This is a genomic window from Streptomyces sp. NPDC048434 (assembly GCF_043200375.1).
In the GTDB taxonomy this organism is placed as follows: Bacteria; Actinomycetota; Actinomycetes; order Streptomycetales; family Streptomycetaceae; genus Streptomyces.
This window is the reverse complement of sequence record NZ_JBICXQ010000012.1, coordinates 215966-232095: the sequence shown is the minus strand read 5'-3', so window position 1 is coordinate 232095 and position 16130 is coordinate 215966. Positions and strand designations below refer to the sequence as shown.

Annotated in this window: 13 protein-coding genes; 7 read left to right on the top strand and 6 right to left on the bottom strand. The window is 72.1% G+C overall.

The annotated features are described in order from the left end of the window. The first annotated feature begins 135 nt into the window (after nucleotides 1-135). The 5 genes from mmpB (at nucleotide 136) to ACGFWI_RS16890 (ending at nucleotide 4153) form a co-directional block, all read left to right on the top strand. Entirely contained in the window at nucleotides 136-264 is a 129-nt protein-coding gene (gene mmpB / locus ACGFWI_RS16910; RefSeq protein WP_393906714.1) for a morphogenic membrane protein MmpB, read from the top strand. 159 nt (nucleotides 265-423) lie between these two features. Then, a complete protein-coding gene (locus tag ACGFWI_RS16905; protein ID WP_393906713.1) occupies nucleotides 424-1908 on the top strand; it encodes a peptidoglycan D,D-transpeptidase FtsI family protein in 1485 nt (494 codons plus the stop codon). Nucleotides 1909-1944: 36 nt separating this feature from the next. Next, nucleotides 1945-2559, top strand: coding sequence for a nucleoside triphosphate pyrophosphatase (locus tag ACGFWI_RS16900; protein ID WP_393906712.1), 615 nt, complete (start codon nucleotides 1945-1947; stop codon nucleotides 2557-2559). Nucleotides 2560-2695: 136 nt separating this feature from the next. Then, on the top strand, nucleotides 2696-3526 hold the full coding sequence (locus ACGFWI_RS16895; protein WP_393906711.1) for an MOSC domain-containing protein: 831 nt from the start codon (nucleotides 2696-2698) through the stop codon (nucleotides 3524-3526). 60 nt (nucleotides 3527-3586) lie between these two features. Then, nucleotides 3587-4153, top strand: a complete 567-nt coding sequence (locus tag ACGFWI_RS16890; protein WP_393906710.1) for a DJ-1/PfpI family protein — start codon at nucleotides 3587-3589, stop codon at nucleotides 4151-4153. A 69-nt stretch (nucleotides 4154-4222) separates the two neighbouring features. Here the strand turns inward: ACGFWI_RS16890 and ACGFWI_RS16885 are convergent, their stop codons facing one another. From ACGFWI_RS16885 to ACGFWI_RS16870, 4 genes are all read right to left on the bottom strand, one after another. Then, nucleotides 4223-6337 carry a protein kinase gene (locus ACGFWI_RS16885; RefSeq protein WP_393906709.1) on the bottom strand — a complete coding sequence of 705 codons (2115 nt, stop codon included), beginning with the start codon at nucleotides 6335-6337 and terminating at the stop codon, nucleotides 4223-4225. Between the two features lie 55 nt (nucleotides 6338-6392). Next, entirely contained in the window at nucleotides 6393-8612 is a 2220-nt protein-coding gene (locus ACGFWI_RS16880; protein ID WP_393906708.1) for a PQQ-binding-like beta-propeller repeat protein, read from the bottom strand. A gap of 8 nt (nucleotides 8613-8620) precedes the next feature. Beyond that, nucleotides 8621-9604, bottom strand: coding sequence for a serine/threonine protein kinase (locus ACGFWI_RS16875; RefSeq protein ID WP_393906707.1), 984 nt, complete (start codon nucleotides 9602-9604; stop codon nucleotides 8621-8623). A gap of 129 nt (nucleotides 9605-9733) precedes the next feature. Beyond that, nucleotides 9734-10207 (bottom strand): hypothetical protein, encoded by a 474-nt coding sequence (locus ACGFWI_RS16870; protein WP_393906706.1) that lies wholly within the window; start codon nucleotides 10205-10207, stop codon nucleotides 9734-9736. Nucleotides 10208-10719: 512 nt separating this feature from the next. Between ACGFWI_RS16870 and ACGFWI_RS16865 the strand changes: the two genes are divergently transcribed. Further along, nucleotides 10720-12489 (top strand): acetyl/propionyl/methylcrotonyl-CoA carboxylase subunit alpha, encoded by a 1770-nt coding sequence (locus ACGFWI_RS16865; RefSeq protein WP_393906705.1) that lies wholly within the window; start codon nucleotides 10720-10722, stop codon nucleotides 12487-12489. A gap of 77 nt (nucleotides 12490-12566) precedes the next feature. On the opposite strand, the gene ACGFWI_RS16860 is transcribed toward ACGFWI_RS16865, so the two are convergent. Continuing rightward, on the bottom strand, nucleotides 12567-13751 hold the full coding sequence (locus ACGFWI_RS16860; RefSeq protein ID WP_393906704.1) for an alpha/beta hydrolase: 1185 nt from the start codon (nucleotides 13749-13751) through the stop codon (nucleotides 12567-12569). A 351-nt stretch (nucleotides 13752-14102) separates the two neighbouring features. Here ACGFWI_RS16860 and ACGFWI_RS16855 point away from each other — a divergent pair, with 351 nt between their 5' ends. Further along, complete coding sequence (locus tag ACGFWI_RS16855) at nucleotides 14103-14744, top strand: TetR/AcrR family transcriptional regulator (protein ID WP_393906703.1); 642 nt, start codon at nucleotides 14103-14105, stop codon at nucleotides 14742-14744. 152 nt (nucleotides 14745-14896) lie between these two features. Here ACGFWI_RS16855 and ACGFWI_RS16850 read toward each other — a convergent pair whose 3' ends face one another. After that, nucleotides 14897-15847 (bottom strand): DeoR/GlpR family DNA-binding transcription regulator, encoded by a 951-nt coding sequence (locus ACGFWI_RS16850; RefSeq protein ID WP_393906722.1) that lies wholly within the window; start codon nucleotides 15845-15847, stop codon nucleotides 14897-14899. Nucleotides 15848-16130 lie beyond the last annotated feature (283 nt).

Genomic DNA, 16130 nt, shown 5'->3' with positions numbered 1-16130 from the left:
CGCCTGCCGGGGGTATCCGCGCGGGGGGGTGTTGTGGTGTGGGGTGTTCCTTGGCATTACTTATGGGGTGGGCGCGGGGGCCCCCCCCCCCCCCCCCCCCCCCCCCCACGCGCGCATCGGGCCCAGGATCGATACATGCTGTGGTCAGATCCACCCGATGAGCCTCCTGAGGAGCTGCGCGATGTACAGGCCAAGCTCCGTCGGATGGGCATCGTGCTGGCCGTGGTCGCGGTGGTGCTGATGATCATGCTCACGGGGAGGTAGCGGTGCCCGTCGCGGGGAAGTAGCGGTTCCCGTCCGCGGGGAGGCAACCCTCACAGTTCCCGGTCGCAACCATCACCCCCGAAATTGCTTCTTTCCCTCCTGACAGCGCAATTCGGGCGCTCGGCCGCCGGGGCGGCGGCCGGCCGGGATGGGAGAGCGATGAACAGGCCGCTGAGGCATATAGCCGTCTTCTGCGGGGTGCTGGTGCTGGCCCTGCTGGCCCGCGCGACATGGGTCCAGTTCATCCAGGGCAACGACCTCGCCAACGACCCCCACAACCGGCGCGTCAAGATCGAGGCGTTCTCCTACCCGCGCGGCAACATCATCGTCGGCGGCAAGCCGGTCACCGGCTCGGTGGCGACCTCCGGTGACTTCAAGTACAAGCGGACGTACAAGGACGGCCCGATGTACGCGCCGGTCACCGGCTTCGCCTCGCAGGCCCAGGGCACGTCCTTCCTGGAGGGCATCTACAACAAGGTGCTCAGCGGCAAGGACGACCGGCTCGCCTTCAAGCGCGCCCAGGACATCCTGACCGGCGAGAAGCCGCGCGGCGGCGATGTCGTCACCACCATCGACCCCAAGGCGCAGAAGGCCGCGTACAAGGGGCTGACCGACCTCCACGCCAAGGGTGCGGTGGTCGCTCTCGACCCGCGCAGCGGCCGGGTCCTCGCGCTCGCCTCCACCCCGTCCTACGACCCGTCGGTCTTCACCGGCATCTCCAACGCCGAGAGCCGGAAGTTCAAGGCGCTGGACGCCGAGAAGACCAAGCCGCTGAGCAACCGGGCGCTGCGGGAAACCTATGCCCCCGGCTCCACCTTCAAGATCCTCACCGCGGCGGCCGCGCTGGAGAGCGGCGTGGTGTCGGACATCAATGCCCCGTCGGGTGCGCCCGCCCCCTACCGGCTGCCGCAGAGCACGACGGAGATCGGCAATGACGTCGCGGGCGCGCCCTGCGACAAGGCCTCGCTGAAGACCGGCATGCAGTGGTCGTGCAACAACGTCTTCCTCGACACCGCGCTGAAGGTCGGCAAGGAAAAGATGCGCAAGACCGCGGAGAAGTTCGGCTTCAACTCCGACGTCTACGACAAGGACCTCGGGGACCTGCTGGCCAGCAAGAGCCTCTACCCGGACAAGCTCGACAAGCCGCAGACCGCGCTGACCGGTATGGGCCAGGGCAGCCTCACCAGCACACCGATGCAGATGGCGATGGTCGCCGCCGGCCTCGCCAATGACGGCAAGGTGATGATGCCGCACATCGTCGACGAGGTGCGCGGCTCCGACCTGTCGACGATCGAGAAGATCGAACCGAAGATGATGTCCCAGGCCGTCTCCGCCGGCACCGCGAAGAAGGTGCAGGAGATGATGGAGTACACGGCCAGCGACGGCACCGCCTCGAAGGCCAAGATCGACGGCGTGACCGTCGGCGGCAAGACCGGCACCGCCCAGCACGGCGCGAACGTCCACGACGAGCGCCCCTACGCCTGGTTCGTCTCCTACGCCAAGCAGAGCGACGGCAGCTCCCCGGTCGCGGTCGCCGTCTTCGTCGACCCCAAGGAAATGGACATTCCCCGGTCGGAGATCGCCGGCGGCAAGCTGGGCGGCCCGATCGCGAAGTCCGTCATGGAGGCCGTGCTCCACAAGTAGTCCGGGCGCCCCCCGCGGCTCCGTACGATGGCGGGCATGACCGAAGAGCCCCGCCCCCGCCGTCTCGTCCTCGCCTCCCAGTCCCCCGCCCGGCTGGCCCTGCTGCACCAGGCCGGGCTGGCGCCCGAGGTCATCGTCAGCGGCGTCGACGAGGACGCGCTCACCGCCGCCACGCCCGGTGAACTGGCCCGCATACTGGCCGAGGCGAAGGCCGCCGCCGTCGCCGCCCGCCCGGAGGCCGCCGGCGCCCTGGTGGTCGGCTGCGACTCGGTCCTGGAGCTGGACGGGCGGGCGCTCGGCAAGCCCGCGGACGCCGAGGACGCCACCGCCCGCTGGAAGTCCATGCGCGGCCGCTCCGGCATCCTGCAGACCGGGCACTGCGTCATCGACACGGGTGCGGACGGCCGTCAGGTCTCCGCCACCGCCTCGACCACGGTCCGCTTCGGCGAGCCCACCGACAAGGAGATCGCCGCCTATGTCGAAAGCGGCGAGCCGCTGTTCGTCGCGGGCGCCTTCACCCTCGACGGCCGCTCCGCCCCCTTCATCGACGGCATCGACGGCGACCCCGGCAACGTCATCGGCCTCTCCCTGCCGCTGCTCCGCCGGCTACTGGCCGACCTGGACGTGGCGATCACGGATTTGTGGACCTGAGATTCAGCGGGCGGTGCGTACCGGGCACGCGGCGGTGCAGGGCCGTTCCGTAAGGCGCCGGGCGGCCCGCGCCGGGGCGTGACCCCGGGCGGTGAACGGCGGCCGCCGGCGGCCGGCCGGGCTCTACGCTGCCCCCATGGCTACCGTCACCGCGTTAACCAGCTATCCCGTCAAGGGCTGCGCCGGCACCCCGGCGACCGAGGCGGAGCTCACGCCGGCCGGCCTCCCGCACGACCGCAGCTTCCTGGTCGTCGGCCCCGGAGGCGTCTTCCGAAGTCAGCGCAAGGACCCCCGGCTGGCGGTGATACGTCCCGAGGTCGGCGCGGACGGGGCTCAACTCACCCTGAACGCGCCGGGGATGGAGACCCTGCGCCTGGACGTCGACCTCGGCGACGGGTCTTCCCCCAGAGCCGAGGTCGAGATGTTCGGTTCGCCGTACCGCGCGGTCGACCAGGGGGACCGGGCGGCCGACTGGCTGTCCCGGGCGCTCGGCGCGGCCAGCCGGCTGGTGCGCGTACCGCCGGAGCACGACCGGGTGACCGACGGCCTCACCCCCGGCACCTCCGGCTTCGCCGACAGCAGCCCCGTGCACGTCATCTCCCTGGCCACCTTCGACGACCTCAACCGCCGTCTCGCCGCCGCCGGCCGCCCGCCGGTCCCGATGGACCGCTTCCGGCCCAACATCGTCGTGGACGGGTGGGACGCGCCGCAGACCGAGGACCGGGCCCGGCGGGTCACGGTCGGCGGTGGTGAGCTGGGGTTCGCCAAGCTCGCCATCCGCTGCGCCGTCACGCTCGTCGACCAGCGCACGGGCGCCAAGGCGGGGCCCGAACCGCTGCGCACGCTCGCCTCGTACCGGCGGGTGCCCGAGGGCGGGGTGGCGTTCGGCTCGAAGTTCTCCGTACTGCACACCGGAAAGCTGGCGGTGGGCGACGCATTCGAGGTCACCGAGTGGGGAACCGATTGATCCGATACGGCCCGGTCGAACCGATCGGCCCGGTTGAAGCCACCACGAGGAGCGCGCAGCATGCCCAAGATCTTGATCATCGCCGGCGACGCCACCGAGGACCTGGAGTTCTTCTACCCCTATCAGCGGATGCTGGAGGAGGGGTACGAGACGCAGGTCGCGGCCCCGTCACGGAAGAAGCTGCGGTTCGTGGTGCATGACTTCGTCGACGACTTCGACACCTACGTCGAGCGCGAGGGCCACTCCTGGCCGTCCGACCTCGCACTGTCCGAGGTCGCCCCGGAGGAGTACGCCGCGCTGGTGCTCCCCGGCGGCCGGGCATCGGAGTATCTGCGGAACGACTCCGACTACCGCCGCGTCGTCACCCACTTCTTCGACGCCGACAAGCCCGTCGCGCACCTCTGTCACGCGGCCATCACGCTGGCCCCGCTCGGCGTCCTCAAGGGCCGCCGTACCGCGGCCTACCCCGCCTGCGCCCCGGACGTGGCGATGGGCGGCGGAATCTTCGTCGACGGCGCGGCGGTGGTGGACGGCAAGGTCGTCTCCGCCCGCGCCTGGAACGACCAGCCGGAGTGGATGCGGGCGTTCATGGAAGTACTGCGGGAGCATGCGCCGGTGACGGGCTGAGGATCCCCGGGCCCGGGGCCGGCGCCCCGGGCCCGCTGATTTCCCTGACCCGGCCACCACCAGCCGGGGTCAGAACACCGGCAGGGCGTACAGCGCGGCGTCGTTCATCACGAAGACGCGATTGCCGTCGGCCACGATCCACTGACGCTCGGACTTGGGCAGTTTGTAGGTGCAGACGGGGAGGCCGTCCTTCGCGCTCAGCGCGTTGACCTGGTACCAGGCGTCGCCCTCGACCGTCCAGAGCCCACTGCCCTGGGGGACCACAGGTGTGCCGATGTTGGACGACCCACGGATCTGGAAGGCGTGGCCGCCGTCGCCGGGTTTCCACTTGTCGGGGTAGGTGGAATCCGAGTCGAGGTACGCCTGGTGCGTGGCGTACAAGCCGTCAGCGGTGGCGGTCACCGGACCCCACTCGATGCCGGTCTCGTTCAGCAGGCTGCGCTTCCTGACCGTCCACAGCTCCTTGCCGTCGGTGATCCTGCGGGCCGTCATCGTCTTCCCGTTGAGGTAGACGGTGCTGCCGTAACAGGCCGGGCGGACGAAGGAGTCGGACTGGCCGCGCAGGTCCCATACGCGGTGGCCGTCGGCGGTGTCGACGGCGAGGACGTTGCCGTTCAGCGTGCCCAGGACGAGGCGGCCGTGGGCGAGGACGCCGGGCGGGTTGACCTTGGTGCGGAAGGGGGCGCCGAGGGGCGCGGTCCAGCGGATCTTCGCGTCGGAGCGGCCGACGGCGCGCAGCCGGTGGTCCTTGGTCAGGACGTAGACGGCGGTGTCGTCGGCGGCCAGCAGGGAGTCCGCCTCGGCATCGGCGGTCCACCGGGGTTCCCCGGTGGAGGGGACGAAGGTGCGCAGCGTCCCCTTCGCGTCGACGGCAGCGATCAGGCGGTCCGAGAGGGAGAGGTAGCGGCCGGTCGCCTTGATGTCGTGGACGGCCCAACGGCGTTTGCCGTCCACGACGTTGAGGGCGGCGATCCCGCCGCCGCGCGCGCCGACGACGATGACGTCCCGTACGGGCAGCGGCGCGGGTGTGTCGTCGGCGAGGACCTCGACCGGGCCCCAGAGCTCCTTCGGCGACCCGCCCACGATCAAGCCACCGTCGTCCGTGTTCAGCACATGCGCCACCGGGGTCTTGACGGCGGCCGGGAAGGCGAAGAGATCGGCCTTGGTCTGCTCCGGCGGACGCGGCCACCAGGCGGCCGCCGCACCACCGCCCGCGGCCAGGACCACACCGCCCGCCGCCAGGCCCGTGAGCAGCCGGCGCCGGGTCACCGGACGGCCCGAGCCGCCGCCGGGCAGGGTCGGCGCGGTCAGCTCGTGGATGCCGCTCTCCCGCTGTTTGATCTCCTCGGCCACGCTGCCGCGCCGCCAGACCCGTTCGGCGCCCTTGGGCGGTGCGAAGGCCGCGGCTATCCGGTCGGGGGCGGGGCGGGCGGCCGGGTCCTTGGCGAGGAGGGGGGCGATGAGGTGGCGGAGCGCCTCGGGGACGCCCCCCAGGTCGGGCTCGTCGTGGACGACCTTGTACTGAAGGGCGGCGATGTGGGAGGCGTCGTAGGCGCGATGACCGCTGGCCACGTATACCAGGACCGCGCCCAGGGAGAAGACATCGGCGGGGGATGCCACGCGCCGGCCGAGGACCTGTTCGGGGGCGCCGTAGCCCGGGGTGACCGGGACCTGTCCGGTGGTGGTGAGGGTCAGTCCGTGCTCGGGGCGGGCGATGCCGAAGTCGATGACGCGCGGACCGCGCGACGTCAGGACGATGTTCGGGGGTTTGAGGTCGCGGTGGATCAGGCCCGCGGTGTGGATGTCGGCGAGGGTGTGCGCGAGGGAGGCGGCGAGGGCGCGCACTCCTGGTTCGTCGAAGGGACCGTAGGCCTCGACGGCTTGGTCGAGGGTCGGTCCGGCCAGGAACTCGGTGGCGATCCACGGGCGGCCGCCCTCGGTCTGCGCCCCCAGGACACCGGCCACGCCCTTGCTCGTCACGGCCTGCGCCGCCTGTGCCTCGCGGACGAAGCGCTGGGCGAGGTTCGGTTCGTCGGCGAGCTCGGGCCGGAGCACCTTGACCGCGGCGACGGTGCCCGCGGCGTCCTGGCCGACGTAGACCTTGCCCATACCGCCCTCGCCGAGCACACCGAGGAGACGGTACGGGCCGAGGCGGAGCGGATCGCCGGTGCCGAGGGGGTTCATGGGTGGTGGCCTTCTGTGGAGGTCGGTGGGGGCGTCGGTGGGCCTGTCCGTGGGGTCATTGGAGGGGGAAGCCGGCGAGGAAGTGCGCACCCGACGCGATGATCATCTTGCTGTGCTCCTGTGCGGCGAAGCGGTTTCCGTTGGCCTTGTAGAAGCGGGCGGTGGTGCGCGAGGCGAGACCGATCGCCCGGAGCGCCCCCTCGCTCTCGCTGTAGCTGTACGCGTACCGGGAGCCGATGACGGGGCGGGAGGTGAGCGACGCCTTCGCGCCGTCGCCGCCCTTCTCCGCCCATCGCGGCTTCCCGCTGCCGGCGTCGGCCCCGACGAGGCCGAGGCCCTTCTCCACCGCGTACACCACGCCGTTCTTCACGATCGGCGGCCCGTAGCTCTTCCCCGCGGCCGACTCCCACGCCTGCCCGCCGTCACTCAGCCGCAGCGCCCGCAGCCGTCCGGAGCCCAGATAGAGGTGCTTGTCGTCGGCCGTCAGCACCTGGTGCGCGACGGCCGGCCTGACGTCCCACGGCTTGTCCCAGGCGACCTTCCCGGTACGGGTGTCACGGGCGACGACCCGGACCTTGCCGTCGTTCGTCTCCCGGAGGAGCACCAGACGGTTGCCGACGGCCTTGGCGGCGAGGAAGTGATTTTGGTCCGACTTCTGCGACCGGAACGGCAGCTGCTCGGTCCAGAGCCGGCGCCCCGTGGTGAGGTCCACGGCCGTCACGGCCCAAGGAATCTGCCGCTGATACATCTTCACCTTCCCCTGCGAGATCGCCAGGTAGGCGGTGTCACCGACAACAGCCAGCAATTGGCTGTCGATGCCGCCGTAGTGGGAGTCCGTCACCTCGGCGAGGTGCTTGCCGGGTTTTCCCGTGGCGAGGTCGACGCGGGTGAGGAACCGCGAGACGGTCCTGGGCAGCGAGCTCCGGCCGTCGTATTTCGCGACCCTCACGATCCGGTAGAAGCGCTCGCCGTCCGAGGCGAGCTGCCAGGCACTGTCGACCGAGAAGTTCCACCTGACCGCACCGGACTTCGCGTCGAGGGCGTTCACGGTCGCACCGGCCACCTGAACGACCAGGCCGCCGACCGTCAGGGGAACTTCGGGCGTCTCCTCCTCATCGGGACCGCCGGTCTGGAGCTGCCACGCCGAGTCGAGCTTTTTCTTCTTCAGCGCGCTGACGCTCGGGCCGGGCGTCGGATTCTTGTACGGGGACGCATGCCCCGGCGCCGACTCGCCCCGTCCGAGCCAGGCCCACACGCCCGCCCCGGCCCCGGCCACGCCGAGCGCCGAGCCGGCCCCGGCGAGCAGCAGGCCGCGGCGGGAGAGACCGGTCGCCGCCGGCGGCGCGGACGGCACGGTCGGCGGCTGGTCGGCGGGGGCCGGCAGCCGCTGGGGCGTGAACTGCCAGACCTCGCTCGCCCGCCGCCCGATCTCCGCCAGCACCCCGTCCGGCAGATGGTCGGCGAACTCACCGCTGCCGTCGTGGAGTCGGTCCGCCAGCTCGGCGGTGGCCGGACGCTCGGCGGGGTCCTTGGCCAGCGCGCGGGACAGGACCGGGACGAGGGCCGCGGGGGTGCCGGTGAGGTCCGGCTCGCTGTAGCGCACCCGGTAGAGGAGGTCGGCGGGCTGCCCGTTGCCGAACGGCCCGCGGCCGGTGGCGGCGAAGACCAGGACCCCGGCGAGCGCGAAGACGTCCCCGGCCGGGGAGTGCTCCTGCCCGGTCGCCTGCTCCGGCGACATGAACGCCGGGGTACCGACAGCGGAGCCCGTGTGGGTCAGCCGGTCATCGCCGAGGGCGCGGGCGATACCGAAGTCGATGACCTTGGGCCCGTGCGCCGTGACCATGATGTTCGACGGCTTGAGGTCACGGTGCACGACGTCCGAGCGATGCAGCTGGCCGAGCGCCGCGCACAGCGCCGCCCCCAGGGCGCGCACCGAGGCCTCGGGCAGCGGACCGGCCAGCTCCACCGCCTCGTCGAGGGGCGGGCCGAGGACGTACTCGGTGGCCATCCAGGGTGTTTCGGCGAGCGGATCGGCCTCGACGACCTGTGCGCCGTACTGGCCGCCGATGACCCGGGCGGCATCCGACTCCAGCCGGAACCGGGTACGGAACTGGGTCTCGGTGGCGATCCGGGTGTGCATCGTCTTGAGCGCCAGGGTCCGGCCGCCCGGGGAGCGGGCCAGGTAGACGGTGCCCATACCGCCGCTGCCCAGCCGGGCGAGGAGGCGGTAGGGGCCGAAGCCGGACGGGTCGTCATGGGTGAGCGGGAAGGGCATGGCAGCGGTCAGTCCTGGCGTGCGGCGGTCGGAACCGGGAGGGTGGCGGCGAGCAGCTCGGCCGACTGGCGGGCGAGGGCCGCGATGATCCGGCCCGGCAGCCAGCCGGGGCCGAGCAGGGCGGCGGCGCGGCCGGCGGGGTTTCCGGTGGCGGGAGGCGGCGGCCCGGCGACGGTCGCGGGGGCTCCCGGAGGTGCGGCGCCCGGTGCGGGGGATCCGGCGAGCGGGCTGAGCGCGTCGAGCAGTTCGGCGGGGCGCGGGCGGTTCGCCGGGTCCCGGGACAGACAGCCCGTGATGACGGTCCGCAGGCCGGCCGGAAGCTCTTCGCGCTCCGGCACGGTGTGGCCGGTCGCGGCATAGGCGAGCGTCGCGCCCAGTGCGTAGACGTCGCCCGTCGGATGCGGCCGCCCGCCGGCCGCCTGTTCCGGTGGCAGGCTCCCCGACTCCAGGCCCGGCAGCCCGGAGCGCGGCGTCCCGTCCCCGGCCGCGGCCCGTACCGCCCCGAAGCACATCAGCCGGGGCCCGTCGGCCGCCAGCAGCACGGCGGCGGGCGACACACCGGCATGCGTCAGGTTCTGCCCGTGCCCGATGATCAAGGTCTCCACGAGGGCCGCGCCGAGGGCCCGTACGGTGCGCTCGGGCAGCGGCCCGCCGTACACGGCGAGCGCCGTGGGCAGCGGGACGGCGGGCACATACGGGCGGGCGTGCCAGGGGATGTCACCGGGCCCGGCGACGACCTCGGCGGCCGGCGACGACCAGGGCCCGAGCAGATAGCGCGAGGTCTCCGCCTCGGCCAGGAACCGCCCGGGATCGCTCCCCGGCAGCGGCACGCCGATGAGCACCGTACGGTCCCCGTCCGCGCTCCGCCCGATGAACCGCCGCTCCGGCACGGGTATGCCGGAGACCTCGCCGTCCAGCCCGCAGAGCAGCGCGTACGGCCCGATCGCGCCCTTTCGCGCCCCGCCCGGCGCACCCGTAACCGGCGCAGACATGCGCACCATCCCCCGTCCGACGACACCGCGCGAGAGCCTACCCGGGTGTGTCGCGCGGCCCCGGGCGGCCTCGATCCGGCCCGCGGCGGCGGGAGTTCGGGCTGGGCCGCCCGGTGGGATCCGAGGTGGTCAGGCGGATGTGGGAGCCGCCGGCGGTGCTCCGTTCGGGCCGCTCGGGGTGTTCCCCAGGGGCGCGGACTCCTCGCCCGGACGGCCCTCCCCGTACGCCACCAGCGTCAGCACCAGCAGCGCCAGCACGACCGTCATCGCGAGGAAGGCCACCCAGCCGACCAGACCGACGGCGAAGGCGCCCAGCATGCCGTGCACCACCGCGCAGCTGATGAGGGCGATACGAGTGAAGCCGCCGGGGGCGCGGTCCCGCAGCGCGGTACGGAGCAGGACGCCGGCGCAGAACAGCAGATAGAGCCCGAAGAGGATGCCGCCGATCCACGAGCCGGTGGACATCGCGCGCGGCTGCAGCCCGGCCAGGGACATCTGCTGCCTGTCCACGACGATGCTCAGAATCCAGTTGAGCAGCACGATCCCGAATGCTTCCAGGATCAGTACCACCGCCGCGGCCAAGGCCACCGGCCGTCGTGCCACCACCACCCCGTCCACCCACTTCCGCCGTTTGCCGAGCCCGATGCGCCCTGCGGACGCCTGATGCCGCTGTTACCCGTGTTACCGCGGGGTACAGGACATCGCGCACGCTACATGGGGGTCCCCCCTCCTCGGGAAGAGCTGTGCGGAAGGTAAAAGCTGGGCAAGGGTTGTGCGCGGGTGGGTGCGGACGACGGGGAACGGGAGGGCGGCGGCACGCCGACGGACGGAGCCGCCCGCAAAGATTCCTTCGCCCATTCGTAGGGACTCCACAAAGAATTGACGATCCGCTGGACGTCCAAAGTGCGAGACCTAAGCCACACCGGGGCTCGAGTCGGAGCCCAGGAATCCGGGCCTACCCTGGGATACCAGGGGACTTAGGTTCCTCACTGGCGCCCCGAGCACACTCCGTGTGGGCAAGCTCACCCCAGGGAACGGGTCGGCACGCGGTGTCGCCAGTCCCTAAAATCGCCGCATCCATTTGTTACGGCGAAGCGCCAAGGAAGGACCCACTCGTGCGCAAGGTGCTCATCGCCAACCGTGGCGAAATCGCTGTTCGCGTCGCCCGTGCATGCCGGGACGCGGGGATCGGAAGCGTAGCCGTCTACGCCGACCCCGACCGGGACGCACTGCACGTACGCGCGGCAGACGAGGCATACGCCTTGGGCGGTGACACTCCTGCCACCAGTTACCTGGACATCGCCAAGGTCCTGGCTGCCGCCGCCGATTCGGGTGCGGACGCCATCCACCCGGGATACGGCTTCCTGTCGGAGAACGCAGAGTTCGCGCAGGCCGTCCTGGATGCGGGGCTGACGTGGATCGGGCCGCCCCCGCAGGCCATCCGTGACCTCGGCGACAAGGTCGCAGCGAGGCACATCGCCCAGCGGGCCGGTGCGCCGCTGGTCGCCGGCACGCCCGACCCGGTCTCCGGTTCGGACGAGGTCGTGGCGTTCGCCAAGGAGCACGGTCTGCCGATCGCGATCAAGGCGGCCTTCGGTGGCGGCGGCCGCGGTCTGAAGGTCGCCCGTACGCTCGAAGAGGTCCCGGAGCTGTATGACTCCGCGGTGCGCGAGGCGGTGGCCGCGTTCGGCCGCGGCGAGTGCTTCGTCGAGCGTTACCTGGACCGCCCCCGGCACGTCGAGACCCAGTGCCTGGCCGACAAGCACGGCAACGTGGTCGTGGTCTCGACCCGTGACTGCTCGCTGCAGCGCCGCCACCAGAAGCTGGTGGAGGAGGCCCCGGCCCCGTTCCTGACGAAGAAGCAGAACACCGAGCTGTACCGCGCGTCCAAGGCCATCCTCAAGGAGGCCGGCTACGAAGGCGCCGGCACCTGTGAATTCCTCGTCGGCCAGGACGGCACCATCTCCTTCCTGGAGGTCAACACCCGCCTCCAGGTCGAGCACCCGGTCACCGAAGAGGTCACCGGCCTCGACCTGGTCCGCGAGATGTTCCGGATCGCCGACGGCGAGGAGCTCGGCTACGGCGACCCGGCCGTGCGCGGCCACTCCTTCGAGTTCCGCATCAACGGCGAGGACCCGGGCCGCAACTTCCTCCCGGCCCCCGGCACCGTCACCACCTTCGCCGCCCCGTCCGGTCCGGGCGTGCGCCTGGACGCGGGCGTGGAGTCCGGTTCGGTCATCGGTCCGGCCTGGGACTCCCTGCTGGCCAAGCTGATCGTCACCGGCGCCACCCGTGAGCAGGCCCTGCAGCGCGCCGCCCGTGCGCTGGCGGAGTTCACGGTCGAGGGCATGGCCACCGCCATTCCCTTCCACCGCGCGGTCGTCACGGACCCGGCGTTCGCCCCCGAACTCACCGGTTCCGAGGGCCCGTTCACGGTCCACACCCGCTGGATCGAGACCGAGTTCGTCAACGAGATCACCCCGTTCGCCGCACCGGGCGCGGACGAGGCCGAGGCCGACTCCCGCGAGACGGTCGTCGTCGAGGTCGGCGGCAAGCGCCTGGAGGTCTCGCTGCCGTCCTCGCTGGGCATGCCGCTGGCCCGCGCCGCGGTCGCCGGTGGTGCCAAGCCGAAGCGCAAGGCCACCAAGAAGTCCGGCAGCGCCGCCTCCGGCGACGCACTCGCCTCCCCGATGCAGGGCACCATCGTCAAGGTGGCCGTCGAGGAGGGCCAGCAGGTCACCGAGGGCGAGCTGGTCGTCGTCCTGGAGGCCATGAAGATGGAGCAGCCGCTCAACGCGCACCGCTCCGGCACCATCAAGGGCCTGACCGCCGAGGTCGGCGCCGCCCTCACGTCCGGCGCCGTGATCTGCGAGATCAAGGACTGACGCGACGGCATCCCGTATGCACACGAAGGGCCCCCGGCAGCGGCTGCCGGGGGCCCTTCGCGTCCGTTCCCCCGCGGCTACGAGTTGCCCACCACGTCCTCCGGGAAGCTCAGCGACCGGCTCATCCACTGGAGCGCGGCGGGCAGTTCCCGCCGCCAGGTGGCGAAGTTGTGGCTGCCGTGGTCGAGGACGATCGAGTCGGCCTTCATCGGCGGCTTGACGGCGGCGAGGAAGGCCTGTGCCGCCGGGTAGTTCTTCTCGCCGGTACGGCTCGTGCCCACCAGGACGTTCACCTGCGGAGCGGGCAGCTGCCGCAGCCGCCACATCAGGTCGTGCTCCTGGCGGCGGCGGACCCGGTCCCGGCCGTCGCCGAAGAGGTTGCCGGTCGTGGGGTCGTTGCCGACCTTGTAGTCGGGCGAGAGGGCGGCCGCCGAGGTGTACGTGCGGTCGTGCCGCATGGCGAGCTGGAGGGCGCAGCTGCCGCCCGAGGAGTAGCCCAGGATGCCCCAGCCGCCGGGGTCGTGGCCGACGCGGTAGCGGGACCTGAGCGCGTCCGGCACATCGCGGGCGAAGAAGGTCTCGGCCTGCGGGCCGCCCGGCACATCGACGCACTGGGTGTCGCGCGGCGGCGCGATGGTGGGCCGCAGCATCACGAGGACGGTCGGCTGCATCCGGCCCGCCCGGATCAGCCGGGCGGCGGTCTGCGGCAGCCGCAGATGCTGGCCGAGCAGGAAGGTGCCGCCCGGGTAGCCGCTGAGCGCGACGACGACGGGGAACCGCTGGCGGGCGTACTGCGGCTGGAAGTACTGCGGCGGCAGATAGACGTACGCCGGGTCCACGGCCCGGGTCCGCTTGCCGACGATCCGTACGGACTCGACCTTGCCCGCCAGTGACGGCTCGCCCTTCGGCAGTCCGTGCACCTTGTCCAGGCCGTCCGCCCCCGAGGGCTGCACCAGGCCCTTCGACGGGTCGCCTGCGGGCCCGGCCGTTCCCGCGTCGCCCCATTTGCCGACGGCGGCCGGGGCGTCGTCGTACAGGCCGAGCAGCTCGTGCCAGGAGGCGTAGAACTGGAAGTTGGCGTTCACCGCGAGACCGAGGGCCGCCACGATGGTCAGCTGGGTCGCGGCGACCGAACCGAGCCGCCCCAGCAGCGCCCGCGGCCCGCGCCCGGCGAACCGCGGCCACAGCCAGAGCGTGAGCCCTACGCAGACCACGGCGACCGCGGCCACGGCGTAGAACAGCGATCGGCTGGTCAGTCCCATGACTCTTCCCCAGGTGTTCCGCGCCGTGATCCGCTTCCCCGGCGGTCCGTCACGGCGTATTCCAGAGCCTCCGGAAAACCCCGGAAGACCTCATTGCGCCTGGTTTGATGTCTCTTCACGGCCCGGCGTCACCGCGCTGCCGAGGTGTTCGGCCGCGCGACCACCGCCGTACGCCGGGACTTCACGCCCGGTCCGCCGGACGGCCACCGAGCGGGCGGGAGGACGGCCCCGGGGGCGGTCGGGGCGCCGCTCCACCGGATCTCGTGCACACGGCACCGAGGCACCTCCCGACGGCGCAATGGCATCCTGGAGCCACCGGGCCGCAACCGGCCCGGTCGAGGGAGGACGGCGATGGCGACCGAGACGGCAGGGCAGCGGCAGACGGCGCAGGGTCCGGTGGCGACCGCACCGCCGCGGACACCTGACGTGCGCCCCATGCGGGCCGATGCGCGGCGCAACTACGAGCGGCTGCTGACCGAGGCCCGTACGGCCTTCACCGAGCACGGCACGGACACCTCGCTGGAGGACATCGCGCGCCGCGCCGGCGTCGGCATCGGCACCCTCTACCGGCACTTCCCCAACCGGACCGCCCTGATGGGCGCGGTCTTCCAGGGAGAGGTGGACGCCCTGCTGGCGCACGCCAGAGAGCTCGCCGACGCGCCGCAGCCGTGCGCCGCCCTGGTCGAATGGCTGCGCGCGATCATCACCCACGCCAGCACCTACCGCGGGCTGTCGCGCGCGCTGATGACGGCATCGGCGGACGACAGCTCGGGGATGGCGCGGTGCAGCGTGCCGATGCGGGAGGCCGGCGCCGCGCTGCTGACCCGCGCCCAGCAGACCGGGGCGGTACGACCCGATGTGAGCATCAGCGATCTGATGCAGCTGACCAACGGCATCGCACTGGCCGCCGAGGAGTCCCCGGACGACCCCCGGCTCGCCGACCGGCTGCTGACGCTCACCCTGAGCGGACTGAAGGGCGAGCGGAACCGCTAGAGGTGTGACGACCCCGGAGCGGAACCGCTAGGGCATGGCACGCCCCCAGGGGCGTGCCCGGCGGCCTCCCTGACGCCGCGGAGCGCCGCCGGACCACCCCGGCCGGGTTGCCGGGGCGGCGCGCCCGCTCGGCGCGCCTCCGGCTCCTGCGCTCAGCGCCGTCGCGGGGCCAGGTCGGCGACCCGGCCGCCCGAGGCATCGGACAGTGGCGCGGCCGAGCGGAGCTGTGGTCCGCCGCCCCCGCCGCCCGGCGCATGGCTGCGCCGCTGGCCCGGCAGCGGGACGTCCCGCCGGGGGCCTCTGCGGTCCCCCGGGCCGCCGTCCATCCCCGGCTGCGCCGGTCCGCGGCCCGCTCCCGAGCCGCTGGCGACGGCGATCTGCACGCCCTGATCGGCCAGCGCCTGCAGTTCCGTGGCGGCGCGGTCGTCGTGGCCCGGCGGCTCGTCGGTGACGAGCCGCGTGATCACATCCGTCGGCACGGTCTGGAACATCGTGTCGGAACCGAGCTTGGTGTGGTCGGCGAGCACCACCACCTCCCCCGCCGCCTGCACCAGCGCCCGGTCGACGCTGGCGGAGAGCATGTTGGAGGTGGACAGCCCGCGCTCGGCGGTCAGACCGCTGCCCGACAGGAAGGCGCGGGAGACCCGCAGGCCCTGGAGGGACTGTTCGGCACCGCTGCCGACCAGCGCATAGTTGGAGCCGCGCAGGGTGCCGCCGGTCATGACGACCTCGACGCGGTTGGCATGGGCCAACGCCTGGGCGACCAGCAGGGAGTTGGTGACGACGGTCAGTCCGGGGACCCGGGCGAGCCGGCGGGCCAGCTCCTGGGTGGTCGTTCCCGCACCGACGACAATGGCTTCGCCCTCTTCGACGAAGCCGGCCGCGAGATCGGCAATGGCCGTTTTCTCCGCGGTCGCTAGATGGGATTTCTGTGGGAATCCGGATTCGCGAGTAAAGCCTCCCGGCAGGACCGCACCGCCGTGCCGGCGGTCGAGCAGTCCCTCTGCCTCCAGCGCCCGCACGTCCCGTCGTACGGTTACTTCGGAGGTCTGGACGACGCGGGCGAGCTCCCGGAGCGATACGGCTCCATTGGCGCGCACCATTTCAAGGATCAATTGGCGACGTTCTGCAGCGAACACGAAACTGACAGTAACGCCAACGACCGTCTGTTTTCAGCAGGTTGCACCAATTAACGGAAGTTGTTCACAGCGCGGAGCGTGACGTGGTATGCGGTGTGCATATGTCGCGCGGATGTCGAACTGCCGGGCGGCGCGACCGGCTTGCCGCCTGGTCAGCCGCCCTGCACGGCCCGTACGACGGCGGTCCGGCGGACCGGGCCGGGCCCCGGCCGATGCGGGCGCGTTTCATCCCAAGTGCTCACCGGTG